This is a genomic window from Variovorax sp. CCNWLW225 (assembly GCF_037204045.1).
Lineage (GTDB): Bacteria > Pseudomonadota > Gammaproteobacteria > Burkholderiales > Burkholderiaceae_C > Variovorax.
Window position 1 is genome coordinate 348,334 of the sequence record NZ_JBBCBV010000001.1, and the last position, 23,293, is coordinate 371,626.

The 23,293-nt window shown below is 66.2% G+C and carries 22 protein-coding genes and 1 pseudogene; 11 read left to right on the top strand and 12 right to left on the bottom strand.

Features of this window, described 5'->3' with window-relative positions; genetic code table 11:
- Positions 1–29 precede the first annotated feature (29 nt).
- A complete protein-coding gene (locus V9L20_RS01785) occupies positions 30–437 on the top strand; it encodes a hypothetical protein (RefSeq protein WP_258505237.1) in 408 nt (135 codons plus the stop codon).
- 67 nt (positions 438–504) lie between these two features.
- On the opposite strand, the gene V9L20_RS01790 is transcribed toward V9L20_RS01785, so the two are convergent.
- Both V9L20_RS01790 and V9L20_RS01795 read right to left on the bottom strand, forming a co-directional pair.
- On the bottom strand, positions 505–948 hold the full coding sequence (locus tag V9L20_RS01790) for an acyl-CoA thioesterase (protein ID WP_337295255.1): 444 nt from the start codon (positions 946–948) through the stop codon (positions 505–507).
- Complete coding sequence (locus tag V9L20_RS01795; protein ID WP_337295256.1) at positions 945–1,871, bottom strand: histone deacetylase family protein; 927 nt, start codon at positions 1,869–1,871, stop codon at positions 945–947. The genes V9L20_RS01790 and V9L20_RS01795 overlap by 4 nt, the downstream gene beginning before the upstream one ends.
- A 185-nt stretch (positions 1,872–2,056) precedes the next feature.
- Here V9L20_RS01795 and V9L20_RS01800 point away from each other — a divergent pair, with 185 nt between their 5' ends.
- Positions 2,057–2,608: a phasin family protein gene (locus V9L20_RS01800; protein WP_126747372.1), complete on the top strand. Its 552-nt coding sequence runs from the start codon at positions 2,057–2,059 to the stop codon at positions 2,606–2,608.
- A gap of 226 nt (positions 2,609–2,834) precedes the next feature.
- On the top strand, positions 2,835–3,593 hold the full coding sequence (locus tag V9L20_RS01805; protein WP_337295257.1) for a 3-hydroxyacyl-CoA dehydrogenase: 759 nt from the start codon (positions 2,835–2,837) through the stop codon (positions 3,591–3,593).
- Here V9L20_RS01805 and V9L20_RS01810 read toward each other — a convergent pair.
- Complete coding sequence (locus V9L20_RS01810; RefSeq protein WP_258505233.1) at positions 3,541–4,482, bottom strand: YihY/virulence factor BrkB family protein; 942 nt, start codon at positions 4,480–4,482, stop codon at positions 3,541–3,543. The two genes, V9L20_RS01805 and V9L20_RS01810, sit on opposite strands and share 53 nt — an antisense overlap.
- A gap of 93 nt (positions 4,483–4,575) precedes the next feature.
- On the opposite strand from V9L20_RS01810, the gene dnaG reads away from it, so the two are divergent.
- The gene (gene dnaG / locus V9L20_RS01815; RefSeq protein WP_258505232.1) at positions 4,576–6,558 is read left to right on the top strand and encodes a DNA primase; all 1,983 of its coding nucleotides are present in this window, start codon (positions 4,576–4,578) and stop codon (positions 6,556–6,558) included.
- Here the strand turns inward: dnaG and V9L20_RS01820 are convergent.
- Positions 6,495–7,067 carry a hypothetical protein gene (locus V9L20_RS01820; protein WP_337295682.1) on the bottom strand — a complete coding sequence of 191 codons (573 nt, stop codon included), beginning with the start codon at positions 7,065–7,067 and terminating at the stop codon, positions 6,495–6,497. The genes dnaG and V9L20_RS01820 overlap by 64 nt on opposite strands.
- On the opposite strand from V9L20_RS01820, the gene rpoD reads away from it, so the two are divergent.
- The 4 genes from rpoD to sugE all read left to right on the top strand — a co-directional run bounded on the left by rpoD (position 6,982) and on the right by sugE (position 12,053).
- Positions 6,982–9,249: an RNA polymerase sigma factor RpoD gene (gene rpoD / locus V9L20_RS01825; protein WP_281149989.1), complete on the top strand. Its 2,268-nt coding sequence runs from the start codon at positions 6,982–6,984 to the stop codon at positions 9,247–9,249. The genes V9L20_RS01820 and rpoD overlap by 86 nt on opposite strands.
- Positions 9,250–9,338: 89 nt before the next feature.
- On the top strand, positions 9,339–10,574 hold the full coding sequence (locus V9L20_RS01830) for a multidrug effflux MFS transporter (protein WP_126747377.1): 1,236 nt from the start codon (positions 9,339–9,341) through the stop codon (positions 10,572–10,574).
- A gap of 4 nt (positions 10,575–10,578) precedes the next feature.
- Entirely contained in the window at positions 10,579–11,712 is a 1,134-nt protein-coding gene (locus V9L20_RS01835) for an HPP family protein (RefSeq protein ID WP_337295258.1), read from the top strand.
- 20 nt (positions 11,713–11,732) lie between these two features.
- On the top strand, positions 11,733–12,053 hold the full coding sequence (sugE, locus tag V9L20_RS01840; RefSeq protein WP_337295259.1) for a quaternary ammonium compound efflux SMR transporter SugE: 321 nt from the start codon (positions 11,733–11,735) through the stop codon (positions 12,051–12,053).
- A gap of 22 nt (positions 12,054–12,075) precedes the next feature.
- On the opposite strand, the gene V9L20_RS01845 is transcribed toward sugE, so the two are convergent.
- The 3 genes from V9L20_RS01845 to V9L20_RS01855 are packed head-to-tail and all read right to left on the bottom strand — an operon-like array spanning position 12,076 to position 15,288.
- Entirely contained in the window at positions 12,076–13,062 is a 987-nt protein-coding gene (locus V9L20_RS01845; protein ID WP_337295260.1) for a tripartite tricarboxylate transporter substrate binding protein, read from the bottom strand.
- A gap of 40 nt (positions 13,063–13,102) precedes the next feature.
- Positions 13,103–14,317: a CaiB/BaiF CoA transferase family protein gene (locus V9L20_RS01850; protein WP_337295261.1), complete on the bottom strand. Its 1,215-nt coding sequence runs from the start codon at positions 14,315–14,317 to the stop codon at positions 13,103–13,105.
- On the bottom strand, positions 14,314–15,288 hold the full coding sequence (locus tag V9L20_RS01855) for a hydroxymethylglutaryl-CoA lyase (protein ID WP_337295262.1): 975 nt from the start codon (positions 15,286–15,288) through the stop codon (positions 14,314–14,316). Before V9L20_RS01855 ends, V9L20_RS01850 begins: the two co-directional genes overlap by 4 nt.
- A gap of 118 nt (positions 15,289–15,406) precedes the next feature.
- Here V9L20_RS01855 and V9L20_RS01860 point away from each other — a divergent pair, with 118 nt between their 5' ends.
- The 3 genes and pseudogenes from V9L20_RS01860 (at position 15,407) to V9L20_RS01870 (ending at position 18,063) form a co-directional block, all read left to right on the top strand.
- On the top strand, positions 15,407–16,309 hold the full coding sequence (locus V9L20_RS01860; protein WP_337295263.1) for a LysR family transcriptional regulator: 903 nt from the start codon (positions 15,407–15,409) through the stop codon (positions 16,307–16,309).
- A gap of 135 nt (positions 16,310–16,444) precedes the next feature.
- Positions 16,445–17,338 (top strand): annotated as a pseudogene (locus tag V9L20_RS01865) (MBL fold metallo-hydrolase); the annotation flags it as partial.
- Entirely contained in the window at positions 17,332–18,063 is a 732-nt protein-coding gene (locus tag V9L20_RS01870) for a DsbA family protein (protein ID WP_258505220.1), read from the top strand. The pseudogene V9L20_RS01865 and the gene V9L20_RS01870, both read left to right, overlap by 7 nt.
- Positions 18,064–18,084: 21 nt before the next feature.
- Here the strand turns inward: V9L20_RS01870 and V9L20_RS01875 are convergent, their stop codons facing one another.
- The 5 genes from V9L20_RS01875 to V9L20_RS01895 are packed head-to-tail and all read right to left on the bottom strand — an operon-like array spanning position 18,085 to position 23,133.
- Positions 18,085–19,785, bottom strand: coding sequence for a tannase/feruloyl esterase family alpha/beta hydrolase (locus V9L20_RS01875; RefSeq protein ID WP_337295264.1), 1,701 nt, complete (start codon positions 19,783–19,785; stop codon positions 18,085–18,087).
- A gap of 30 nt (positions 19,786–19,815) precedes the next feature.
- Positions 19,816–20,520, bottom strand: a complete 705-nt coding sequence (locus tag V9L20_RS01880; RefSeq protein ID WP_337295265.1) for an ABC transporter ATP-binding protein — start codon at positions 20,518–20,520, stop codon at positions 19,816–19,818.
- The gene (locus V9L20_RS01885) at positions 20,513–21,274 is read right to left on the bottom strand and encodes an ABC transporter ATP-binding protein (RefSeq protein ID WP_337295266.1); all 762 of its coding nucleotides are present in this window, start codon (positions 21,272–21,274) and stop codon (positions 20,513–20,515) included. The genes V9L20_RS01880 and V9L20_RS01885 overlap by 8 nt, the downstream gene beginning before the upstream one ends.
- Positions 21,271–22,260: a branched-chain amino acid ABC transporter permease gene (locus V9L20_RS01890; RefSeq protein ID WP_337295267.1), complete on the bottom strand. Its 990-nt coding sequence runs from the start codon at positions 22,258–22,260 to the stop codon at positions 21,271–21,273. Before V9L20_RS01890 ends, V9L20_RS01885 begins: the two co-directional genes overlap by 4 nt.
- On the bottom strand, positions 22,261–23,133 hold the full coding sequence (locus tag V9L20_RS01895) for a branched-chain amino acid ABC transporter permease (RefSeq protein WP_258505215.1): 873 nt from the start codon (positions 23,131–23,133) through the stop codon (positions 22,261–22,263). It lies immediately after the preceding gene.
- Between the last annotated feature and the right edge of the window lie 160 nt (positions 23,134–23,293).

The following is a 23,293-nucleotide window of genomic DNA, read 5'->3' on the forward strand; positions in this document are numbered from 1 at the left end:
TTTCAACTTCAAAAAGAAAGAACACCAAAATGAAAAAACATCTGCTCATGCTCGCTCTCGCCTCGACCTGTTTCATGGCCACGCACGCCAGCGCGATGACCAAGGACGAATACAAGGCCGCCAAGGACAAGATCGAAGCCGACTACAAGTCCGCGAAGGCCCAGTGCGACGCAATGAAGGACAACGCAAAAGACGTCTGCCAGAAGGAAGCCAAGGGCGCCGAGAACGTGGCCAAGGCCGAACTGGAGCAGCAATACAAGCCGAGCGATGCACACGCACGCAAGGTTGCTGAAGAAAAGGTGAAGGCCAAGTACGAAGTCGCAAAGGAAAAGTGCGACGACCAGGCGGGCGATGCCAAGTCTGCCTGCGAGAAGCAGGCCAAGGCCGACGAAGCCCAAGGCAAGGCCGACGTCAAGGCCATGAAGAAGACCATGTAAGACCGCGGCGGTCCCCACCGGATCGCGGCAAAAAAAACGGCGCCCTCGGGCGCCGTTTTTCATGGGGTCAGGTCTTCAGGGAGTCGACGAATTGCTGCAGCGCCTCGGGCAGCGGCACCGGCCGCTGCGTGGCCCGGTCGACATACACATGCACGAAGTGGCCCTGCGCTGCCGCCGCGTCCGAGCCCTCCGCAAAGAGCGCAATCTCATAGCGCACGCTCGACCGGCCCGCCTGGGCCACGCGGATGCCGGCTTCCACCGTTTGCGGAAAAGCAATCGGCGCGAAGTAGTTGCACTGCGTCTCGACCACAAAGCCGATGGTCTGGCCCTGGTGGATGTCGAGCGCGCCGCGCTCGATCAGCAGCGCATTCACCGCCGTGTCGAACCAGCTGTAGTAGACGACGTTGTTGACATGGCCGTACATGTCGTTGTCGGCCCAGCGCGTGGGGATGCTGCGAAACGCGCGGTAGCCGCTCCGGGAATTCGGCGTGGGTTTGGTGGCGGAGCTCATCGCGCGGCATTTTGCCAGCGGCGCCAGTACTCGAAGGCCACCTTGAAGGTGCCGAGTTGCACCTGCACCGTCTCGGCAATGTCGCTGGCGTAACCGCCGGCCATGGCAAAGGCCACCGGAATGCGGCGCTGCCAGGTCCAGTCGAACACCCGCCGGTCCCGGGCCTCCAGGCCGTCGAACGTCAGCTTGAGCCGCCCGAGCCGGTCGCGCTCGAAGGGGTCGGCACCCGCCAGGTAGATCACCAGCCCAGGCGAAAAGCGCCGGTCCAGCTCGTCGAGCGCATGCTCGAGCGCCGTGAGGTAGTCGGCATCTCCGCAACCGTCGGGCAGCTCGACGTCCAGGTCGCTCGCCTCCTTGCGGAACGGAAAGTTCTTCTGGCCGTGCAGCGAGAGCGTGAAGACACTCGGGTCGTTGCGAAAGATGCTCGCCGTGCCGTTGCCCTGGTGCACGTCAAGGTCGATGACCGCCACCTTCAGCTGCCGGCCGCTGCGCCCATGCTCGGCCTGCATCAGCCGCGCGGCCACGGCAGCGTCGTTGAAGACGCAGAACCCCCCGCCCTTGTCGGCATAGGCGTGGTGCGTACCGCCTGCCATGTTGGCCGCCACGCCGCCGGCAAATGCAGCGCGGCAGGCCGCGATGGTTGCCCCCGTGGAGCGGCGCGAGCGCTCGACCATCGCCTCGCTCCAGGGAAAGCCGATTTCCCGCATCGCCTGCGGGCTTACGCTGCCGTCGCTGATGGCCGCTATCCACTGCGGGGTGTGGGCCAGCGCCAGCTCGCCGTCGGTGGCGCGCGGCGCCTGGTCCATGCCCACCCCGGGCAGGTGCTCAAGCAGCCGGTCGCGCAGCAGCGCATAGCGGGACATCGGAAAGCGGTGGCCGGGCGGCAAAGGCAGGACGAACTGACCGGAATAGAAGGCGCGCATGGCTGCATTCTGGGGCGCGGGCCGAATTTAGAAAGTGTGTTCTAAATTGCTGCAAAGCAGCAAAACCCCCTTGATCGCAAAGCTGTGCTGCCTATACTTGAGGCCATGCTGCACCGCAACAAAAACAAAGACGACGAGGCAGCGCAACGTGAACCGACCACCATCATCCTTACTGGAGATTCCACATGGCACTGACCGCTGACCAAATCCTCGCCGCCCAAAAAGCAAACCTCGAAACCCTGTTCGGCCTGACCACCAAGGCTTTCGAAGGCGTCGAGAAGCTCGTCGAACTGAACGTGACCGCTTCCAAGGCTGCCCTGGCCGAAGCCGCCGGCACCGCCCAAGCTGCCCTGAACGTCAAGGACGCGCAAGAACTGCTGACGCTGCAAGCCAGCCTGTTCCAGCCCCTGGCCGAAAAGACCGCCGCCTACAGCCGTCATCTTTATGACATCGCCCAAGGCACCGGCGCCGAGTTCACCAAGGCTTTCGAAGCCAAGGCTGCTGAAGCCCAGCAAACCTTCGTCGGCCTGGTCGACAGCGCTTCCAAGAACGCACCCGCCGGGTCGGAAACCGCCGTTGCCGTGCTGAAGAGCGCCGTGGCTGCCGCCAACAACGCTTTCGAATCGGTCCAGAAGGCCGTCAAGCAAGCGTCGGACGTTGCCGAAGCCAACTTCAACGCCGTGTCGTCGCAAGCCGTCGCCGCCGCGAAGACCGCGACCACCGCTCGTAAGCGCTAAGCCGCCGACCACCACCAGTTGTCTCCTTGGGTCCTCACGGATCCAATTCAGGGCCTCATCTCCGGATGAGGCCTTTTTTTTCGAGCACTTTTGCTCGTCCCCAGGCTGCGCGCACTTCGTGTCGCTTCTCCCTCCCCCCACCGGGGGCAACACCAGAGGCCCGGCAGAGCCGGTTCCTCGGTGTTTCTGGCTTGGATAATGCGGGTCTTATTTCAGGAGACTCTCAATGCAGATCGACGGCAAGGTTTTTATCGTGACCGGTGGCGCTTCGGGCCTCGGCGAAGGCACGGCGCGCATGCTGGCCGCCAATGGCGGCAAGGTGGTCATTGCCGACATGCAGGCTGAAAAAGGCGAAGCCGTCGCGAAGGACATCGGCGGGGTGTTCGTGAAATGCGACGTGAGCCAGGAAGCCGACGGCCAGGCGGCGGTTGCCGCGGCCCAGAAGCTCGGCAAGCTGGTGGGCCTGGTGAACTGCGCGGGCATTGCGCCGGCCGAGAAGACCGTCGGCAAGAACGGCGCGCACGCGCTGGCCGTGTTCAGCAAGACCATCACCGTCAACCTGATCGGCAGCTTCAACATGATTCGCCTCGCGGCCGAGGCCATGAGCAAGAACGAACCCGAAGCCACCGGCGAGCGCGGCGTGCTGATCTCGACCGCCTCGGTTGCGGCCTACGACGGGCAGATGGGCCAGGCGGCCTACAGCGCCTCCAAGGGCGGCGTGGTCGGCATGACGCTGCCCATTGCGCGCGACCTGGCCCGCAACGGCATCCGCAACATGACCATCGCCCCCGGCATCTTCGGCACGCCCATGCTCTTCGGCATGCCGCAGGAAGTGCAGGACGCGTTGGCCGCCAGCGTGCCCTTCCCTTCGCGCCTGGGAACGCCCGAGGACTACGCCAAGCTCGCCAGGCACATCATCGAGAACGACATGCTCAACGGCGAGGTGATTCGTCTCGACGGAGCGATTCGACTTCCGCCCCGGTAAGCGGCGGCACCGCCGTGCTGCCGGTACGGTCCAGGCGCTCGTACTGCGCGATAACCTGGGCCCCCAGCAGCACCAGCGTGGCGGCAATCTCCAGGCTCAGCAGCACCACGATGGCCGTGGTGAGCGAGCCGTAGACCACGTTGACCTGCGAGAGCGTCGAGAAGTACCAGATCAGCACGTGCCGCGTGGCCTCCCACAGCAGCGCCGCCGTCACGCCGCCCAGCAGCGCGTGGCGCAGCGACATACGCCCGGCCGGCATCACCAGGTAGAGCGAAGTCAGCATGAAGATCTCGCCGCCCAGCCCGAGCAGGTAGAGCAGCAGCCCCGACACGCCCGACAGCGACCAGTTGCGCCCGAACAGGTCGACGCTTTCCTGCCCCACGAGCTGCAGCGCGCCCGAAACCAGCGTGACCAGCAGCAGCCCCACGCACAGGCACAGGATGTAGATGTAGGGCATGACGGCCGACACCGCGAAGTGGCGCTTGTGGTCCGCCTTGCGGTGATGAAAGATCACCGCCATTGCGCTTTCGAGAATGCTGAAGGCCAGCGAGCTGAAGAAGATCATCGTGACCAGCAGCACCGGTCCCATCACGTCCCGGTGGTCGAGGAAGTTCGACAGTTCCCCGACAATGGCCTTGGACTGCCCGGGCAGCAGCCACTCGAGGTACCGGCCGATGGTGCGCAGCAATTCCGCCTGTTCGATCACATGCGACATCGCGATCACGCTCACGATGAGCAGCGGCACGATGGAAAGCAGTGCGTAATACGCCACGGCGCCCGCCAGCAGCAGGCCCTGGTTCGCGCGAAACGCCTTGAGCGCGTCCCACATGAATCGGAGGGGGTGGCGCAGCAGCGGCGCGACGTGTTGCAATGGCTTGGGCGTCTTCATGCGTGAATTCCGGGGCGTTCATCCGGTGCGGGCAGTATGCCGCCCGGCGCAGGCGTTCCGCCGCTTGCGTATGATTTGCCGCTCTTCGCCTACATGACCATCCCCGCTTCTTTCATCCAGGAACTCATCGCGCGCGCCGACGTGGTGGAGATCGTCGGGCGCTATGTGCAGCTGAAGAAGGCCGGCGCCAACTTCATGGGCCTGTGCCCGTTCCACGGCGAAAAGTCGCCCTCCTTCTCGGTCAGCCCCACCAAGCAGTTCTATCACTGCTTCGGCTGCGGGGTGCACGGCAACGCCATCGGTTTTCTCATGGAGCATGCAGGCATGGGCTTTGTCGAGGCGGTGCACGACCTGGCCGGCCAATATGGCCTGCAGGTGCCCGAGGACGACGCCTCGCCCGCCGAACGCGCCCGCGCCGCGAACCAGCGCCAGAAGCAGGCCACCCTGACCGACGTGCTCGAAAAGGCCGGCGAGGCCTACCGCAAGGCGCTGCGGCAGGCGCCCGGCGCCATCGAATACCTGAAGGGCCGCGGCGTTTCGGGCGAAGTGGCCAAGCAGTTCGGCATCGGCTACGCGCCGGCCGGATGGCGCGCCCTGGCCAGCGTGTTTCCGGACTACGACGACCCGCTGCTCGCCGAAAGCGGCTTGGTCATCGTCAACACCGAAGACGGCGCCGAGGACGCCAAGCGCTACGACCGCTTCCGCGACCGCGTGATGTTCCCCATCCGCAACGTCAAGGGCGAATGCATCGGCTTTGGCGGGCGGGTACTCGGCGACGAAAAGCCCAAATACCTGAACTCACCCGAAACGCCGGTCTTCAGCAAGGGCCGGGAGCTCTACGGCCTGTACGAGGCGCGCGCCGCCTTCCGCGAGCGCGGCTATGCGCTGGTGACCGAGGGCTACATGGACGTGGTCGCCCTGGCCCAGCTCGGCTTTCCGAATGCGGTGGCCACCCTGGGCACGGCCTGCACCACGGAGCACGTGCAAAAGCTCTTCCGGTTCACCGAATCGGTGGTGTTCAGCTTCGACGGCGACGCGGCCGGCCGGCGCGCCGCGCGCAAGGCGCTCGACGGTGCCCTGCCCTATGCCACCGACGTGCGCAGCATCAAGTTCCTGTTTCTGCCGGCCGAGCACGACCCCGACAGCTTCATCCGCGAATTCGGCGCCGACGCGTTCGCGCGGTTCGTGCAAGAGGCCACGCCGCTCTCGCGCTTCATGATCGAGGCCGCGCGCGAGGGCTGCGACCTCACCACCGCCGAGGGCCGCGCCCACATGAGCAGCAACGCGCGGCCGCTCTGGAGCGCCATGCCCGACGGCGCGCTCAAGCGGCAGATGCTGAGCGAGATCGCCACGCTGGTGCAGCTGGACGCCAAGGCCCTGTCGGAGCTTTGGGCCGCCACGCCGGGCCCGCGCAAGGCGGCGGCGGCACCCGCGCCGCGGCATTCCGGCGAGCCGGGCGATCCGTTCGACTACCCCGACATGCCGCCCCCGGCCGAATACGAACCGCCCCGCTACGAAAGCGATAGCGGCAGCAAGCCCCGTGGCAAATTCATCAAGGGCAAGCGCTGGGGCGGCAAGTTCGAGGCCCCCATCGAGCCCCTGCGCGGCCGCGGCAAGCCGCCGAGCCGGCCCGACGTGGCGGTGCGGCTGCTGCTGTCGAACATGGCGCAGTGGGAAGCCCTTTCGCATGAGCTCCATGTGATGCTGTGCGACCTGCCGGGCCAGCACGGGGCGCTTTTTACCTGGCTGGACAGCCAGCTGCACGAGCACGGCGTGCAGCCCTGGGCGGCGTTGCGCGAAGGCATGCGCGGGCTCGACTTCGAACCGCTGGCGGAACGGCTCATGAGCGTGTCCGAAGCGGCGCCGGTGCCCGAGGGTGAAGAAGACCAGCACCTCGCCGATGCGGTCAAGGAGCTGTCGAGCGTGCTCGATTTCATGCTCGACGACCGCCTGAAAGCCCAGCAGAGCGAGGCCATTGCCGCTGTGGGCACGGACCCGAAGGCCCTGGAGCGCTACAAGGCCCTGGAGGCGCGAAGGCTCGAATTGCGCACCCGGTTGAAGCCCTCCAGTGCATAAAGTGCTTGAAATTTGCGCAATAGGCTATAATGTAAGGCTTCGCAACTGGCGAAATTAGGCAAGAGCGACAGCAGCACCTCCGGGCCGACCCCTAGCGCAACGCACTCCAACGGAAAAAATCCGTCGGAAAGGGTCAATAACCGCAAGGACTGCACACCAAATGTTCGCCCGACATCTTGCCTGACGAGGAATTTCTTCCTCTTTCCCAATTGTCTTGTCCGTGCCTGTGCGCGGGCTTTGTGTCTCGTCCGTGCCTGTGCACGGGCCGTGGCGGTGCTGCCCATGTGGCGGCGCCCCTGTGATTTCGCTTGGTCCATCTTGCTGTAACGAGGTCGTATGCCCAGTTCAAAGAAGCCTGCTCCTTCACTCGCCAAAGGCGTCGCCGCAAAGTCTGTCGCAGAAAAACCGTTGAAAGCCGGCGTTATGCCGGCAACTAAGTCGGGTGCCGCCGCGTCCAAATCGGCAGCCGCAACGAAAGTGAAAACCGTGCCCACGAAATCGACCTCCATCGACGATCCGAAAAAAGCCGCCGCCAAGACGGTTGCCGCCGCCCCTGCCGCCAAGAAAGTCGGCCGCCCGCCCAAGGCCGCCGGTGCTGCCGCGCCCGCCACCGGTGCCAAGCGCGGCCGCAAGCCCAAGGCCGGCAATGACGCGCCCGAAAGCGACATCGACCTGTCGGACATCGAGGAAGACCTGGTCGGCGACGAACCCGCAACCGCAACGACGACCGAGGAAAAGGTCAAGCCGCTGCGCATGAAGATCAGCAAGGCGAAGGAACGCGCCTTGATGAAGGAATTCGGCCTCGACGAGACGGTGCTCTCCGAGGAAGACCTGGCCAAGCGCCGCTCGCGCCTGAAGACCCTGATCACGCTGGGCAAGACCCGCGGCTACCTCACGCACGGCGAAATCTCCGACCACCTGCCCGACAAGCTGGTCGACGCCGAGACCATGGAAGTCGTGGTCACCATGCTCAACGACATGGGCGTGGCGGTGTACGAGCAAACGCCCGACGCCGAGACCCTGCTGCTGAACAACACCGCGCCCACCGCCACCACGGTGGAAGAAGCCGAAGAAGAAGCCGAAGCCGCGCTCTCCACGGTGGACAGCGAATTCGGCCGCACCACCGACCCCGTGCGCATGTACATGCGCGAAATGGGCACGGTCGAGCTGCTGACGCGCGAAGGCGAAATCGAAATCGCCAAGCGCATCGAAGGCGGCCTCATGGCCATGATGGAAGCCATTTCGGCCTCCCCCGCCACCATCGCCGAAATCCTGCGCCTGGCCGCGGACATCCGTGAAGGCAAGGTCGTCATCTCCACCGTGGTGGACGGCTTCTCGAACCCCAACGAGGCCGACGACTACGTGGCCGAAGAAGACTTCGACGAATTCGACGAGGAAGACGACGACGACGGCAAGGGCGGCTCCAAGGCGCTGACCAAGAAGCTCGAAGAACTCAAGCGCGACGCGCTCGAGCGCTTCGACCGCATTGCCGTCATGTTCGAGAAGGTCCACAAGATCTACGACAAGGAAGGCTACGGCACGCCCGCCTACCAGAAGGCCCAGCAGGCCCTGTCCGACGAGCTCATGACGATCCGCTTCACGGCGAAGACCATCGAGAAGCTGTGCGACCTGGTTCGCACGCAGGTCGACGACGTGCGCAAGAAGGAGCGCGAGCTGCGCCGCATCATCGTGGACAAGTGCGGCTTCCCGCAGGACGAGTTCATTCGCGACTTCTCGGGCTACGACAAGAACGGCAACCGCGTGCCGTCGAACCTGCTCAACCTGAAGTGGGTCGAGAAGCAGGCCGCCTCCGGCAAGCCCTGGAGCGCCGTGCTCGCGCGCAACATTCCGCCGGTGCAGGAACTGCAGCAAAAGCTCGCCGACATCCAGTCGCGCGTGGTGGTGCCCCTCACGCAGCTGAAGGAAATCAACAAGCGCATGAACGAGGGCGAATCGTCCTCGCGCGACGCCAAGAAGGAAATGATCGAGGCCAATCTGCGCCTCGTGATCTCCATCGCCAAGAAGTACACCAACCGCGGCCTGCAGTTCCTCGACCTGATCCAGGAAGGCAACATCGGCCTCATGAAGGCGGTCGACAAGTTCGAATACCGCCGCGGCTACAAGTTCTCGACCTACGCCACGTGGTGGATCCGCCAGGCGATTACCCGGTCCATCGCGGATCAGGCTCGAACCATCCGCATTCCGGTGCACATGATCGAGACGATCAACAAGATGAACCGCATCTCGCGCCAGCATCTGCAGGAGTTCGGCTTCGAGCCCGACGCCAGCATCCTGGCCGCGAAGATGGAGATCCCGGAAGACAAGATCCGCAAGATCATGAAGATTGCGAAGGAGCCGATCTCGATGGAAACCCCCATCGGCGACGACGACGATTCGCACCTGGGCGACTTCATCGAGGACAGCAGCAACACGGCCCCCATCGAGGCCGCAATGCAGGCGGGCCTGCGCGACGTGGTCAAGGACATCCTGGACAGCCTCACGCCGCGCGAAGCCAAGGTGCTGCGCATGCGCTTCGGCATCGAGATGAGCACGGACCACACGCTGGAAGAAGTCGGCAAGCAGTTCGACGTGACCCGCGAGCGCATCCGCCAGATCGAAGCCAAGGCCCTGCGCAAGCTCAAGCATCCTTCGCGTTCGGACAAGCTGCGCAGCTTTATTGATACGCTCTAAGCCGGTCTCCCGGTATTTCTCTGACGAGGAGGCGCCCGCAAGGGCGCTTTCTTTTTTGGCCTTCGGATAAGAAAAATGGAGCAAACCTCATGAATCCCGATGCAGACAAGCTCTGGCTGGCCCCGCGCTGGGCGCTTGCCGTGCTGCTCGCAGTGCTGGGCATGCTCGGTCCCTTTTCCATCGACACCTACATTCCGGCGTTCTCGGGCATTGCGCGCTCCATCGGCGCCACGCCCGCCGAAATGCAGCAGACGCTTTCGGCCTACCTGTTCGGCTTCGCGTTCATGAACCTGTTCCACGGCGCGCTGTCGGACAGCTTCGGCCGCCGGCCCGTGGTGCTGTGGGGCCTTGCGGTGTTCACCATTGCCTCGCTGGGCTGCGCGTTGTCGCAGAACATTGCCCAGTTGGTGCTGTTCCGGGGGCTTCAGGGCTTGTCGACCGGCGCGGGCATCGTGGTCTCGCGCGCGGTCATCCGAGACATGTTCCCGCCGGCCGACGCGCAGCGCGTGATGAGCCAGGTGACCATCTACTTCGGCGTGGCCCCGGCCATTGCGCCCATCGTCGGCGGCTTTCTCTTTGTGCATGCCGGCTGGCATGCAATCTTCTGGTTCCTTGTGGCGGTCGGCGTGATTTTGTTCGTGGCCAACTACAAGCTGCTCCCCGAAACCCTGCACCAGAGCCAGCGCCAGCCGTTCCAGGTGCGCCACCTGATGCGCGGCTACTGGGACCTGTGCTCCGATCCGCGCTTTCTGCTGCTCGCCTTTGCAAGCGGTGTTCCGTTCAACGGCATGTTCCTCTATGTGCTGGCGGCGCCCGCCTTCCTGGGCGATCACCTCGCCCTGGCGCCGACGCAGTTCTTCTGGTTCTTCCTGCTGACCATCGGCGGCATCATGTCCGGCGCATGGGCCAGCGGTCGCATGGCGGGCAAGGTGGCGCCCAAGCGGCAGATCCGCGACGGCTTTCTGATCATGCTGGTGACATCGCTGGTGAACGTTGCGGCCAATGCGCTGTTCACCGCGCACGCCGCATGGGCGCTGTGGCCGCTCGCGGTGTTCGCCTTCGGCTGGGCGCTGATGGTGCCGGTCGTCACGCTGCTGGTGCTCGACCTCCATCCGGAGCGGCGCGGCATGGCCTCGTCGCTGCAGGCCGTGATCGGCTCCACTGCCAACGGCATTGTTGCCGGCGTGGTGGCGCCGCTGGTCATGCATTCCACCTTGGCCCTGGCGTTGACCTCGATGCTGATGCTGGGCATCGGCCTGGTCGCCTGGGTCTGGCTGCACGGGCAGTGGCCCGAAATCGGCCGCCGCGTGGCGGCGGAGGTCTGACGCCATGCCGCAGCTTTCCGCTTTGCTGACGCATGCGCGCGCCTGGCTGCCGGGCCGCAACACCGTCGACGTGCGCGAGCGCATGCGCGCCGTGGGCGGCGCGGCAATCGGCCTGCTCATCACCGCGCTGCTGTGCCGCTGGATGGCCGAGGCGGCGGGCATCAGCATCTGGCTGATTGCGCCGATGGGCGCGAGCGCGGTGCTGGTGTTCGCGGTGCCCGCGAGCCCGCTGGCGCAGCCCTGGTCGGTGATCGTGGGCAACACGCTGTCCACGCTGGTGGGCATTGCCTGCGTGCGCTGGGTGCCGGATGCGGCCTGGGCCGCGGCGCTGGCTGTCGGCGCGGCCATCGGGCTGATGTTTGCGACGCGCAGCCTGCATCCTCCGGGCGGTGCCGCCGCGCTGCTCGCGGTGCTGACGCACACCACCGACTTTTCGGCGGCGCTGTTCCCCACCCTCGTGAACTCGCTGCTGCTGGTGCTGGCCGGCGTGGCCTACAACAGCTTCACCGGCAGGCGCTATCCGCACGTGCAGGTGGCGCGGCCGCCCTCGGCCGACGCCCGCTTCAGCCAGGCCGACATCGACGCGGTGCTGGCCCGCTACAACCAGGTGCTGGACATCAGCCGCGACGACCTCGAATCGCTCATCCAGCAGACCGAGCTCGAGTCGTACAAGCGGCGCCTCGGCACGCTGCACTGCGCCGACATCATGTCGCGCGAGCCGGTGTCGGTGGAGTTCGGCACGCCGCTGCAAGAGGCCTGGACGCTGATGAACCAGCGCCGCATCAAGGCGCTGCCCGTCATCGACCGCACGCGCCGCGTGGTGGGCATCGTCACGCAGGCCGACTTCTTTCGCATGCTCGACCTCGAGCACCACGAAGGCATTGCGGGACGCCTGCGCGACCTGATACGCGCCACGCGTACCGTGGTGTCGAACAAGCCGGAAGTGGTCGGCCAGATCATGACGCGCCAGGTGCGCGTCGCCAGCGCCGACCGCCCGGTGGTCGACCTGGTGCCGCTGTTCTCCGAGGGCGGCCACCACCATATCCCCATCATCGACCATGAAAGGCGGCTCACCGGCATGATCACGCAGTCGGATTTCGTGCGCGCGCTCTACCGCGCCGTGCGGCCCGAGAACTGAAACCTTTTCAAGGAGCGCACATGGCGTGGGTCGTGTTGTTGGTGGCGGGTCTGCTCGAAATGGGCTGGGCCATCGGTCTCAAGTACACCGAAGGATTTACCAGGCTGTGGCCCTCCATCGGCACCGCCATTTCGATGGTGCTGAGCGTGGTGCTGCTGGGCTGGGCCATGCGCTCGCTGCCCGTGGGCACGGCCTATGCGGTGTGGACCGGCATCGGCGCGGTGGGCACGGTCATTTTGGGCATCGTGCTGTTCCATGAGCCCGCCAACGCGGCGCGGCTGATCTGCGTCGGCCTGATCGTCGCGGGCATTCTCGGGCTCAAGCTCACGAGCCCGGCCTGAGCGGTTGCGGCGGGCGCTGCCGCTATTCGAGCACCACGTTCGCCTTCTTCACCAGCGCCGCATAGCGCGCTGCCTCGCTACGGAAGTAGCTCGCGGCCTGCTCGGGCGATGTGGGCTTGATGACGTTGCCCTGCTTGTCCATGGCGTCCCGCACCTCTTCGCTCGTGAAAGCCGCAGCCACCGCGGCGTGCGCGCGCTGGATGTCGGCGGCTTGCATCTTCGGCGGGCCGATCACCGCGAACCAGCCCTCGACCGCGTAGTTGGCCAAGCCCTGCTCCGCAATCGTCTGGATATCGGACGCCGCCGGCGAGCGCTGCGCGCTGCACAGGCCTATGGCCCGCAGCGCACCGCTCTTGAGGTGCGGCTGCACCGCGGGCAATGCCACCACGCCCATCTCGACCTGGCCCGCGATCATGTCGGTGACCATGGGGCCGGTGCCCTTGTAGGGAATGTGCCGCGCCTTCACGCCGGCCTCTTCCATGAACATCTCGCCGGCCAGGTGGATGATGGTGCCGTTGCCCGACGAAGCGTAGTTGTAGGTGTCGGGCTTGGCGCGCAGCAGTGCCACCAGTTCCTTCACATTCTTGGCGGGGAGCTTCGGGTTGACCACCAGCACCAGTGGCGTCGCGCCCACGATGCTGATCGGCGTCACGTCCGCGATGGCGTCGAAGGGCATCTTCTTGTACACGGCCGGGTTGATGACGTGGTTGTTCGACACCATGCCGAGCGTGAGCCCGTCGGGCGCGGCCTTGACCACCACAGAAGTGCCGGTGATGCCGCCCGCGCCGGGAAGGTTCTCGATCACCACCGGCTGGCCGAAGGCCTTGCCGAGCGCAACCGATGCCGCGCGCGCGATGGCGTCCACGCCCGAACCGGCACTGATCGGCAGGATGAAGCGAATGGGTTTGTCGGAGCCCTGCGCGAGCGCGGGGCACGCAGCCAGTGCGGCGGCGGCAGCGCCAAAACCCAGTACGGCGCGGCGGGTCATCGGGGGAAGCATCGTGTGCATGGTCTTGTCTCTCTTTATGGTTTTCGAAGAAAAATCGCGCTCAGGCGATGGCCAATTCGGCCTGCATGGCCGCCACCTGCGCCTCGGCATAGCCGAGTTCGGCCAACAGCTCACGCGTGTGTTCGCCGAGCATCGGCGGATCGAGCCGCACGCCCAGTCGCTCGCCGCCCAGCGTGATCGGGAACAGCGTGGTCTGCGCGGTTTCTCCTGCGCGCTCGCCGTCGGGAAGGCGGATGTCGGCAAGACCGCCGGTGGCCTTCAGGTGCGGATCGTCGTAGAGGTCTTCAGGCCGCACGATGGGCGCAAACGGCAGGCCGCGCGCCTCGAAGATCGCCGACAGTTCGGCGGCCGAGCGGTCGGCCAGCCGGCCGCGCAAGTCTGCGAGCAAGGCGGGCCGCACGCGAACCCGATCGTTGTTGGTGCGCAAGGCGGGGTCGGCCTTCAGGTCGTCGAAGCCGAGCGCATCGCAGAACACCCGCCATTGCGCGTCGCTCACCGCGGCCAGAAAAATCTGCTCGCCGTCTTTCACGGTGAACACGTCGTACAGCGCCCAGGCCGAGATGCGCTCGGGCATCGGCGCCGCGGCCTGGCCGGTGATGGCGTACTGCAGCATGTGCTGGCCGACCAGGAACACGTTGTTCTCGAACAGCGCGGACTGCACCTCCTGGCCCTTGCCGGTCTGTATGCGCTGCATCAACGCGGCCATCGCGCCGATTGCGCCGAACATGCCGCCCATGATGTCGTTTACGCTGGTGCCCGCGCGCAGCGGGTCACCGGGCCGGCCCGTCATGTAGGCGAGGCCGCCCATCATCTGCACCACCTCGTCGAGCGCGGTGCGGTGCTCGTAGGGTCCGGGCAGAAAACCGGTGTGGTTCACATACACCAGCCGCGGGTTGAGCTTGCCGAGCGCGGCATAGCCGAGCCCGTACTTGTCCATGGTGCCGGGCCTGAAGTTCTGCGCCACCACGTCGGCGGTGGCGCACAGGCGCAGCGCCGCCTCGAGCCCTTGCGGGTGGCGGAGGTCGAGCGCAATGCTCTTCTTGTTGCGGTTGAACATCGGGAAAAAGCCAGCGCCAGCGCCCAGCAGCTGCCGAGTGCGGTCGCCTTCGATGGGTTCGACCTTGATGACCTCCGCGCCCAGGTCGGCCAGCACCATGCCGCAGGTCGGGCCCATGACCATGTGCGTGAACTCGACCACGCGGATGCCCGTGAGCGGCAGGCGCTTTTCCTCGGGCTTCGTCGTGGTGTCGTTCATGCCGCGACTCCGGCGCCCGCCGCAAAGGTCTTCGGAAAGCCGGCGCGCCACACGGTGCCCTGCAGCGTCTCGCCTTCCAGCCAACCCGCCACGCGCTGGCGCAGTTCGAGCAGCTTCGGCAGATCGACACCGGTGCGCACGCCCATGCTCTCGAGCATGAAGACGAGGTCTTCGGTGTCGACGTTGCCGCTCGCGCCCGGCGCATGCGGGCAGCCGCCGATGCCGGCCAGGCAGGCGTCGAAGCGCGAGATGCCGACTTCCAGCGCGGCATACACGTTGGCAAGACCGAGGCCGCGCGTGTCGTGGAAGTGGCCGCACCAGAGGCGGTCGCCCGCGATGCGCCGTGCGCGCTCGAACAGGCTGCGGACCATGGCGGGATCGGCATAGCCGACGGTGTCCGCCAGGCCCACCCGGTCAGCCCCCGCATCGAGCAGCGCCTGCATCAGGCGCAGCACCTCTTCCGTATCTACGTGGCCCTGGATGGTGCAGCCGAAGGCGGTGCCCACGCCGCCCTCGATCATCGTTTTGGAGCCCGCGGCATCGCGCGCGGCGCGGATGCGGGCGACCTCGGCCACCACTTCGTCGGGCGTCTTGCGCAGGTTGGCCAAGCTGTGCGCATGGCTGGCCGACAGCGGCACCATCATCAGGTCGGCCTCACCCGCAATGGCGAGTTCCGCGCCCCGCAGGTTGGGCACCAGCACCGAAGTGAAAAGCCCCGGCAGCGTCTTCGCGTAGGCCAGCAGTTCGGCCGTGTCCGCCAGTTGCGGCAGCAGGCGGGCGGGCACGAAGGAGCCGACTTCGATCTCGCGCTGCCCGGCGGCATGCGCGTCGCGAATCCACCCGAGCTTCTGCGCGGTGGGCAGCGTTCTCGCGATGCTCTGCAGGCCGTCGCGGAGGCCCACTTCGCGGACGACCGCGCTGGGCGGCAAAAAGGCGTGAGCGGCGGGTGCTGCTACCGATACATCGTTCAAAGGTGTCTCCTTCGTGGTCTGGCGCCGATGTTAGGAGTTCCCATTCGAATCAGAAAATAGATTTTGGAAGCCAATTCGTTCCAAAATGGAATACCACATCTCAAGACCCGGCAACCACATGAGAGACCTCGACCTGACCACCCTCCGCCTCTTCGTTTCCGTGTGCGAAACCCGCAGCATCGCGCGCGCCGGGGAGCAAGCCAGCATCGTCGGCTCGGCCATCAGCAAGCGGCTCGCGCAGCTCGAAGACGCTGTGGGCACGCCGCTGCTGCTGCGCAAGCGCCGCGGCGTGGTGCCTACGCCGGCCGGCGAAACCTTGCTGGAGCATGCGCGCGCGATGCTCGGCAGCGCGCAGCGCATCGAGCGCGACATGGCTGCATATGCAAGCGGAGCGCGGGGGCATGTGCGCATCCTCGCGTCGGCCTCGGTCATGGCCGAATCGCTGGCCGAAGACGTGGCCAACTTTCTGCAGGACCCGGCGCACCGCGACATCCGGGTCGACATGGAAGAGCGCGTGAGCCCCGAGATCGTGCGCGGCATTCGCGAGGGCAGCGCATCGATTGGCCTGTGCTGGGACGCCGCCGACCTCGAAGGCCTGCAGCGGCGCAGCTACCGCACCGACCACCTCGCCGTGGTCGCACACCCGTCGCACCCGGCGGCACGCCGCGGCAAGGTGCGCTTCGAGGATGTGCTCGAGCACGAGTTCGTCGGCATGCCGGCGCTGAGCGCCGTGCAATTGATGCTCGCGCGCGAAGCCGCCGTCGCCGGCAAGCCGCTGGCCTATCGCGTACTGGTGAGCAACTTCGACGCCGCGCTGCGCGTGGTGCGCGCGGGGTTGGCGATCAGCGTGGTGCCCGCGGAAGTGGCGCAGCCCTTTGCCGACGCCTATGGACTCAGGCTCATGCCACTCACCGACGCCTGGGCGCGCCGCCGCTTCGCCATCTGCTTTCGCGGCGAAGAGACACTGTCGCTGGCGGCGCAGTTGCTGGTGGCGCATCTCGAAAAGTGCGCCACGGACTGACCGCCCGGAATGCAATTCGACCGAAAACAGAAACTATTCGTTGGTCGAATCGGGATTTTTGTTTCTTTTATAGAAACCTACCATCGGGCCTGTCACGTTGTCACCCATCAAGCCTATTCAACCGAAAGACCCGAGATGTTCCGCAGAAGCCTTCTCTCCGCTGCCGCCCTTTCCGCCACGCTGTCCCTCGCCTCGCTCGCAGCCCATGCGGCCGGGCCGCTGAAGCTCGACGTGTACAACCCCGGAGCCAAGTCGATGTTCCCGGTGTCTTCCGAACTGGTGACCGGCCAGGCCGATGCGGTGCTGATCGACGCGCAGTTCCAGCGCAACGATGCCGAGGCGCTGGTGCAGAAGATCAAGGCCACCGGCAAGAAGCTGACCACGGTCTACATCAGCCACAGCGACCCCGACTACTACTTCGGCCTCGACGTGATCCAGGCCGCCTTCCCCGACGCGAAGATCGTCGCCACGCCGCAGACCGTGGCCGCCATCCAGGCATCGAAGGACGGCAAGCTCGCGCACTGGGGCCCCATCCTGAAGGAGAACGCACCCAAGGCGCTGGTCGTGCCGGAGCCGCTCGCCGGCGACAGCATCGAACTCGAAGGCCGCAAGATCCAGGTAGTGGGCCTCGACGGCCCGACGCCTGCGCGCACCTTCGCGTGGATTCCCTCCATCAAGGCCGTGGTCGGCGGCGTGCCCGTGTCGGCCAACATCCACCTGTGGGTGGCCGACACGCAAACGCCCGAATCGCGGCGCGACTGGATCAAGACGCTCGGCCGCATCGAAGCGCTGCGCCCCAAGATCGTGGTGCCCGGTCACTTCGAACCCAATGCCGATGGATCGATGCCCTACTCGGTGGCTTCGGTGAAGTTCACGCGCAGCTACCTGCAGGCCTTCGAAACCGAGGCCGCCAAGGCCACGGACTCGGCCGCGCTGGTCGCCGCCATGAAGAAGCGCTACCCCAAGCTGCAGCACGCTTCGTCGCTCGAACTGAGCGCCAAGGTGATCAAGGGAGAAATGAAATGGCCGCAGTGAACGACAGCAACAGCCCCACGCTGCACTACATCTTCGATCCGATGTGCGGCTGGTGCTACGCGGCCGCACCGCTGGTCGACGCGGCGCGCAGCGTGCCGGGCCTCAGGGTCGAGTTCCACGGCGGTGGCATGATGACCGGTGCCAACCGGCGGCCCATCACCGCGCAGTGGCGCGACTACGTGATGCCGCACGACCGGCGCATTGCCGAGCTCACCGACCAGCCCTTCGGCGAAGGCTACTTCGAAGGGCTGCTGCGCGACATCGGCGCGGTCATGGACTCGGAGCCGCCGACTACCGCAGTGCTTGCGGCTGAGGCGCTGCGGTCAGGTGGCGGCCTCGACATGATCCACCGGCTGCAGCGCGCGCACTATGTCGAAGGCCGGCGCATTGCCGACCTGGACGTGCTCACCTCGGTGGCCGCGGAGCTTGGCTTCGATGCCGAGGCCTTTGCATCGGCGTTCGCACGACTGTCCGGCGAGGCGACCTCCCGGCATATCGCGGAGAGCCGGCAGCTGCTGCAGCGCGCAGGTGGCCAGGGCTTTCCGACCTTTGTGCTGGCACACGCCGATGGCACTGCGAGCCGCATCGACATCGGTCCGTGGCTCGGCCGCGCCGACGAGTGGAAGGCTCAACTGGCCACGCTTGCAGCACCTTTTGGCGCTGCGGCAAAGGCTGGGGCCGGCCAGGCATCGTGCGGCCCCGGCAGCTGCGCAATCTAGGCCATCACAGCCTTCGCGCTGTTACCTGCTGCACTGAAAGCTGCCCGCCTGCGATGCGTCGCCACCCGTGTAGCGCGGCCACAGCGGCCATTCGCACAGCGGGCGCGCACGCACGACCCTGAACGGCGGCTGCACTTCCTGCTCGGCCAACTGCAGGCCGGCCGGCGCACGGCCGCGTTCGACCCAGTCGGCCAGCGCGCCGAGCATGTCGACATTGGCGGGCGCGCCGGCGCCCACGTGGTCCACGCCCGGCGCGGTGTAAAGGCGCATGAAGCGGTCGACGTTGTCGCGCCCTATGCGCGCCACCACCGATTCGTAATAGCGAATGCCCGCGAACGGGCTCTGGGCGTAGTCGGCCATGTGCTCGAGCATCAGCAGCTTGCCGCCGCGAGCCTGGAACGCGCCGAGATCGGGATTGGTCGAATCCATCAGCTGCGACACCGTGGCAATGCGCGCAGCGAAGTCTTCCGCGCGGTAGTTGCGCACGTCGAGCGACGGATTGCGCGCATAGAAATACTGCAGCGCCCCGCTGCCGTAGAACCATGCAATGCCGTTGCTCTGTTGCGGCGGCACCGTGGGCGCGGCAGTGCCAGTCCACCACGCGTTCCAGCCGCCCGTGGCTGCAAAGGCCGGCGTGCCTTCGCCGCCGATGCCCCAGCCCGGGTACTCGGTCACTCCATTCGCCAGCGGCACGGGTGAGCGCCATGGCGAGCGCAGCGTGCGCACCGCCTGCACCTGCGCATCGTTCAGGCAGTTGTCGCCGCTGGTACCGGCGGCGCAGCGCAGGCTGGCGGGATCGAAGCGCTGCAGGCAGGACACGGGGTTCGACACAATGCCGTCCGCAGCACCGTCGGTGGCGTCGCATGACGCGAGCACCGCGCTGTGCACCAGCTGCACCTGCGCGGGCCGCAGCCATCCTTCGCCCATGGTGGCGATGCCGTTGCGCGTGCCGGCGTGTTGCAGTCCTGTCCAGTTGATGACCGGCACGCGGCTGAAGATGCCGTCGAAATCCTGCGGGTAGCGCTGCGCCATGGTGAGCCCTTCGCGGCCGCCTTCGGAACTGCCCACGAAGTACAGCTTCTGCGGCGCCTGTCCGTAGGCGCGCTGCATCAGCGCCACCGCCACGTCGCGCACCTTCTTGTACGAGGCGTGCGCAAAATTCACCAGCGCCTCGTCGTTGAGCGCAAAGGCCTGCGGCGGCTGGCCCTGCACATTCTGGTGGCCGGAATCGGTGCCGTAGGTCACATAGCCTTGCGCGAGCGGCGTGGGCTGCTCGAAGCGCGCGCCCGGCACCAGCGCAAGGCCGGTGATCAGCACGCCGTTGAAACCACCGCCGCCGTACTGCACGCTGCGCCCGTTCCACGCAAGCGGCAGGTTGACCTGGAACAGGATGGGCGGCGCCGCCGCATCGAGCGGCGCAATGCGGCCGAGCACCTTGCAGTGCGCGGGCGTCGGCGGCGTGATGCGCGCCGCCGGGGTGCCCGCGCGCTCGGCCACCGCAAGCGCGGCGGCGGGAACGAGGGTGGCCGAGTCGATCGTCGCCGCGCTGCTCGGCAGGCCGATGGCCGCGGGCGCCACCGGGGCGACGAGCGCCGCGCAAGATGCTGCAGGATTGCCGCCGAGCGACAGGCTCTGCGGCCCTGTGGTGGTGCTGCAAGCAGCCAGCAAGATGGCGGACGCCAGCACGGCGCCCCCGCAAAACACTGTCTTCGGGATCGCCATGCTGTGTGTCTCCTTTGTTTGCCGGGACAGTTACCGGGCCACGCCCAGCAATCTTTCAAGCACCTGCGGCTGGCTGCGCAATGCCGCCGCGCTGTCGGTGTGCACGATGGTGCCGTGGTCGAGCACCACCGCGTGGTCGGAAATCGCGAGGATCGCCTGCGGGTGCTGTTCCACGATGATGGCCGCCAGCCCTTCGTCCTGCGTGATGCGGCGGATGGCGCGCAACAGTTCTTCCACGATGATGGGCGCGAGGCCTTCGAGCGGCTCGTCGAGCAGCAGCAGCCGGGGGTTGAGCACCAGCGCGCGACCTACGGCGAGCATCTGCTGCTCGCCGCCCGAAAGCTGCGTGCCCAGGTTGGTCTTGCGCTCGGCCAGGCGCGGGAACATCTCGTAGACGCGCTGCGGGTTCCACTTTCCGGGGCGCTCCACCGCGGTGAGGTTTTCATGCACCGTGAGCGACTTGAAGATGTTGCGCTCTTGCGGCACCCAGCCGATGCCGGCTGCCGCGCGCTGATGCGGCGCGAGCTTGTGCAGCGCGAGGCCGCCCAGCGAAATGCTGCCGCCGTGTTGCCGCGTTGCGCCGGCCAGCGTGTTGATCAGCGTGGTCTTGCCCGTGCCGTTGCGCCCCAGCAGCGCCATGGTCTGGCCTTCGCCCAGTGAAAAGGCCACGTCGTGCAGCACCACGGCCTCGCCGTAGCCGGCGCTCAGGTTCTCGATGCGCAGCAACTCAGACATGGGCGTGCTCCCCGTGGCCCAGATAGACCTCTTTCACCTTCGGATCGTTGGCGATGGTTTCGGGGTCGCCCTCGGTCAGCAACGTACCGTTGACCAGCACGGTCATGCGGTCGGCAAAGCTGAACACCAGGTCCATGTCGTGCTCGATCAGCAGCACCGACACATCGGCCGGCAATGCGGCGACGGTTTCAAGCAACTCTTCGCGCTCGCCCGCGGGAACGCCCGCCACGGGCTCGTCGAGGAGCAGCACGCGCGGCTCGCAGGCCAGCGCAATCGCAATCTCCAGCAGGCGGCGCTTGCCGTAGGCCATGAACTTGGTCTGCTGCCGGGCCACGTCGCCGAGGTGAAACTGCTCCAGCAGTTGCGCAGCACGTTCGGTCACGGCCTTGGTGGAGCCCAGCGGGCGCCACCATTGCGCACCGGCACCCTGATGCTGCGACACCACGAGCGCCAGCGTTTCGAGCGGCGTCATCGAATCGAACAGCTGGTTGATCTGGAAGGTGCGCACCAGCCCGCGCGCCACGCGCTTGTGCGGGGCCAGCGTGGTGATGTCTTCGCCGAGCAGCGAGATGCGGCCCTCGGTCGGCACGAGCACGCCGGTCAAAAGGTTGATGAGCGTGGTCTTGCCAGCGCCGTTGGGGCCGATCAGCGCATGGCGCGCACCACGCTTGAGTTCCATGGTGACGTTGTTGGTGGCCGTGATGCCGCCGAAGCGCATCACCAGGCCTTGCGTCGAAAGTACGGTTTCGCTCACGATGCACCGCCCTTCTTCTTGCCGGCGCCCAGCCACGTCCACGGCTTGAGCACGCGGTCGCGCCCCACGAGCACCAGCAGCACCAGCAGCAGGCCGATCCAGAACATCCAGTACTGCGGCGTTACGGCCGAGAGCCAGTTCTGCAGCAGCTTGAAGACGATGGCGCCCGCCACGCCGCCATAGAGCCAGCCCACGCCGCCAATCACCAGCATCAGCAGCACGTCGGCCGAGCGGTCGAAGGCCAGCACGTCGAGCGAGGCAAAGCCGGTGGTCTGCGCCAGCAGCGCGCCCGCGGCACCGGCAATGCCGGCCGCCACGGTGTAGATGACCACGAGCCGCGACACCACCGGAATGCCGATGGCCATGGCACGCAGCCGGTTGTCGCGAATTGCCTTCAGCGTGGCGCCGAAGGGCGAATGCACGATCCGGCGCATCACCAGGAACAGCAGAAGCATCACGGCCAGCGAATACCAGGCCGCCGTGCGGCCGTACAGGTCGAACTCGAACAGGCCGAGCACGGGCCCCATCACCACGCCCTGCAGCCCGTCGGCACCGCCGGTGAGCCAGTCGAGCTTGTTGGCAAGCTCGAGCAGCAGCAGCGCGGTGCCGAGCGTGACCATCAACCGCGTGAGGTCGCTGCCCCGCAAAATGGTGACACTGGCCACGAGACCGAGCATGGCCGACAGCACGGTGGCCACCAACAAGCCCACGGTCGGGTCCGGCATCACGAGCTTGGCGAACAGCGCGGCCGTATACGCACCAAAGCCGAAGAAGGCGGCATGGCCGAGCGACACGATGCCCGTGTAGCCGAGGATCAAGTCGAGCGACATCGCGAACAGCGCGACGATGGCAATCTCGTTGACCAGCAGCGAATGCGAAGGCATGAGAAACGGCAGCGCAAACGCCACGGCCCACACCACGAATTCGAGCGGGCGCCAGCGCGCCTTGTGCAACAGGGCCGACTGGTAGGTTGAAGGCTCGTTCATTCAGCGGCCTCCCTTGCGCGTGAACAAGCCCTGCGGCCGCCACATCAATATCAGGATCATGAGCAGGTAAACGGTGAACGCGCCCATCTTGGGAATGAAATACTTGCCCGCCACGTCGGCAATGCCGAGCAGCAGCGCAGCCGCGAGCGGCCCGGTGATCGACGAGGTGCCGCCGACCGACACCACGATCAGGAAATAGATCATGTACTTGAGCGGAAAGGTCGGATCGAGCCCGAGGATTTCCGCACCGAGTGCACCGCCGAGCCCAGCAAGGCCTGAGCCGACCGCAAAGGTCAGCAGGAACACAACGTTGACGTTGATGCCCAGCCCCGAAGCCACGCGCGGGTCATCCACGGCCGCGCGCAAGCGGCTGCCGAAGCGGGTCTTCGAAAGAATGAGCTGAAGCACCACGGTGAGCACGGCGCACACGGCGATGATGAAGAGCCGGTAGTGCCCCATGCCAAGCAGCAGCGCGCCGTCGCCGATTTCGGTACGGCCGCGCAGCCATTCGGGCAACTGGATGTTCTGCTGCGACGAGCCGACGAAGTAGTCGATGGCCGCCACGGCCATGAAGGCAAGGCCGATGGAGAACAGCACCTGGTCGAGGTGCGGCTTGCCGTACATGGGCCGGTAGAGCGTACGCTCGAGCAATGCGCCAGCCAGGGCCACCACAATGAAAGCAAGCGGCAGGCAGGCCAGGAACGGCACGCCGAGTTTCTGCATTGCAAACACGGTGAGGTACCCGCCGGCCATGGCGAATGCACCGTGGGCCAGGTTGATGAAGTTCATCAACCCGAGCGTCACGGCCAAGCCTACTGCGAGTACGAAGAGCAGCATGCCGTAGGCGATACCGTCGAAAAGAATGGTCAACATGTCATTTTTTCCGCCACGTTTTTGCGCGGCTGGCTTTCTGGGCGCTGTTGTTCAGGGCTTGTGCAAAGGCCACCGGGTACTCCCCTCCGCGAATGTCCCCCGGCCTTCGGCCTCCTCCTTTATTTCGCTGCGCGGAGCACCCGATGCCCTGTGCACTTGG

What these genes read in the sequence shown, in the direction of transcription:
- V9L20_RS01785 (WP_258505237.1), top strand. Translation starts at nt 30, where the DNA reads ATGAAAAAACATCTGCTCATGCTCGCTCTCGCCTCGACCTGTTTCATG.
- V9L20_RS01790 (WP_337295255.1), bottom strand. Translation starts at nt 948, where the DNA reads ATGAGCTCCGCCACCAAACCCACGCCGAATTCCCGGAGCGGCTACCGC.
- V9L20_RS01795 (WP_337295256.1), bottom strand. Translation starts at nt 1,871, where the DNA reads ATGCGCGCCTTCTATTCCGGTCAGTTCGTCCTGCCTTTGCCGCCCGGC.
- V9L20_RS01800 (WP_126747372.1), top strand. Translation starts at nt 2,057, where the DNA reads ATGGCACTGACCGCTGACCAAATCCTCGCCGCCCAAAAAGCAAACCTC.
- V9L20_RS01805 (WP_337295257.1), top strand. Translation starts at nt 2,835, where the DNA reads ATGCAGATCGACGGCAAGGTTTTTATCGTGACCGGTGGCGCTTCGGGC.
- V9L20_RS01810 (WP_258505233.1), bottom strand. Translation starts at nt 4,482, where the DNA reads ATGAAGACGCCCAAGCCATTGCAACACGTCGCGCCGCTGCTGCGCCAC.
- dnaG (WP_258505232.1), top strand. Translation starts at nt 4,576, where the DNA reads ATGACCATCCCCGCTTCTTTCATCCAGGAACTCATCGCGCGCGCCGAC.
- rpoD (WP_281149989.1), top strand. Translation starts at nt 6,982, where the DNA reads ATGCCGGCAACTAAGTCGGGTGCCGCCGCGTCCAAATCGGCAGCCGCA.
- V9L20_RS01820 (WP_337295682.1), bottom strand. Translation starts at nt 7,067, where the DNA reads ATGGAGGTCGATTTCGTGGGCACGGTTTTCACTTTCGTTGCGGCTGCC.
- V9L20_RS01830 (WP_126747377.1), top strand. Translation starts at nt 9,339, where the DNA reads ATGAATCCCGATGCAGACAAGCTCTGGCTGGCCCCGCGCTGGGCGCTT.
- V9L20_RS01835 (WP_337295258.1), top strand. Translation starts at nt 10,579, where the DNA reads ATGCCGCAGCTTTCCGCTTTGCTGACGCATGCGCGCGCCTGGCTGCCG.
- sugE (WP_337295259.1), top strand. Translation starts at nt 11,733, where the DNA reads ATGGCGTGGGTCGTGTTGTTGGTGGCGGGTCTGCTCGAAATGGGCTGG.
- V9L20_RS01845 (WP_337295260.1), bottom strand. Translation starts at nt 13,062, where the DNA reads ATGCACACGATGCTTCCCCCGATGACCCGCCGCGCCGTACTGGGTTTT.
- V9L20_RS01850 (WP_337295261.1), bottom strand. Translation starts at nt 14,317, where the DNA reads ATGAACGACACCACGACGAAGCCCGAGGAAAAGCGCCTGCCGCTCACG.
- V9L20_RS01860 (WP_337295263.1), top strand. Translation starts at nt 15,407, where the DNA reads ATGAGAGACCTCGACCTGACCACCCTCCGCCTCTTCGTTTCCGTGTGC.
- V9L20_RS01870 (WP_258505220.1), top strand. Translation starts at nt 17,332, where the DNA reads ATGGCCGCAGTGAACGACAGCAACAGCCCCACGCTGCACTACATCTTC.
- V9L20_RS01875 (WP_337295264.1), bottom strand. Translation starts at nt 19,785, where the DNA reads ATGGCGATCCCGAAGACAGTGTTTTGCGGGGGCGCCGTGCTGGCGTCC.
- V9L20_RS01880 (WP_337295265.1), bottom strand. Translation starts at nt 20,520, where the DNA reads ATGTCTGAGTTGCTGCGCATCGAGAACCTGAGCGCCGGCTACGGCGAG.
- V9L20_RS01890 (WP_337295267.1), bottom strand. Translation starts at nt 22,260, where the DNA reads ATGAACGAGCCTTCAACCTACCAGTCGGCCCTGTTGCACAAGGCGCGC.
- V9L20_RS01895 (WP_258505215.1), bottom strand. Translation starts at nt 23,133, where the DNA reads ATGTTGACCATTCTTTTCGACGGTATCGCCTACGGCATGCTGCTCTTC.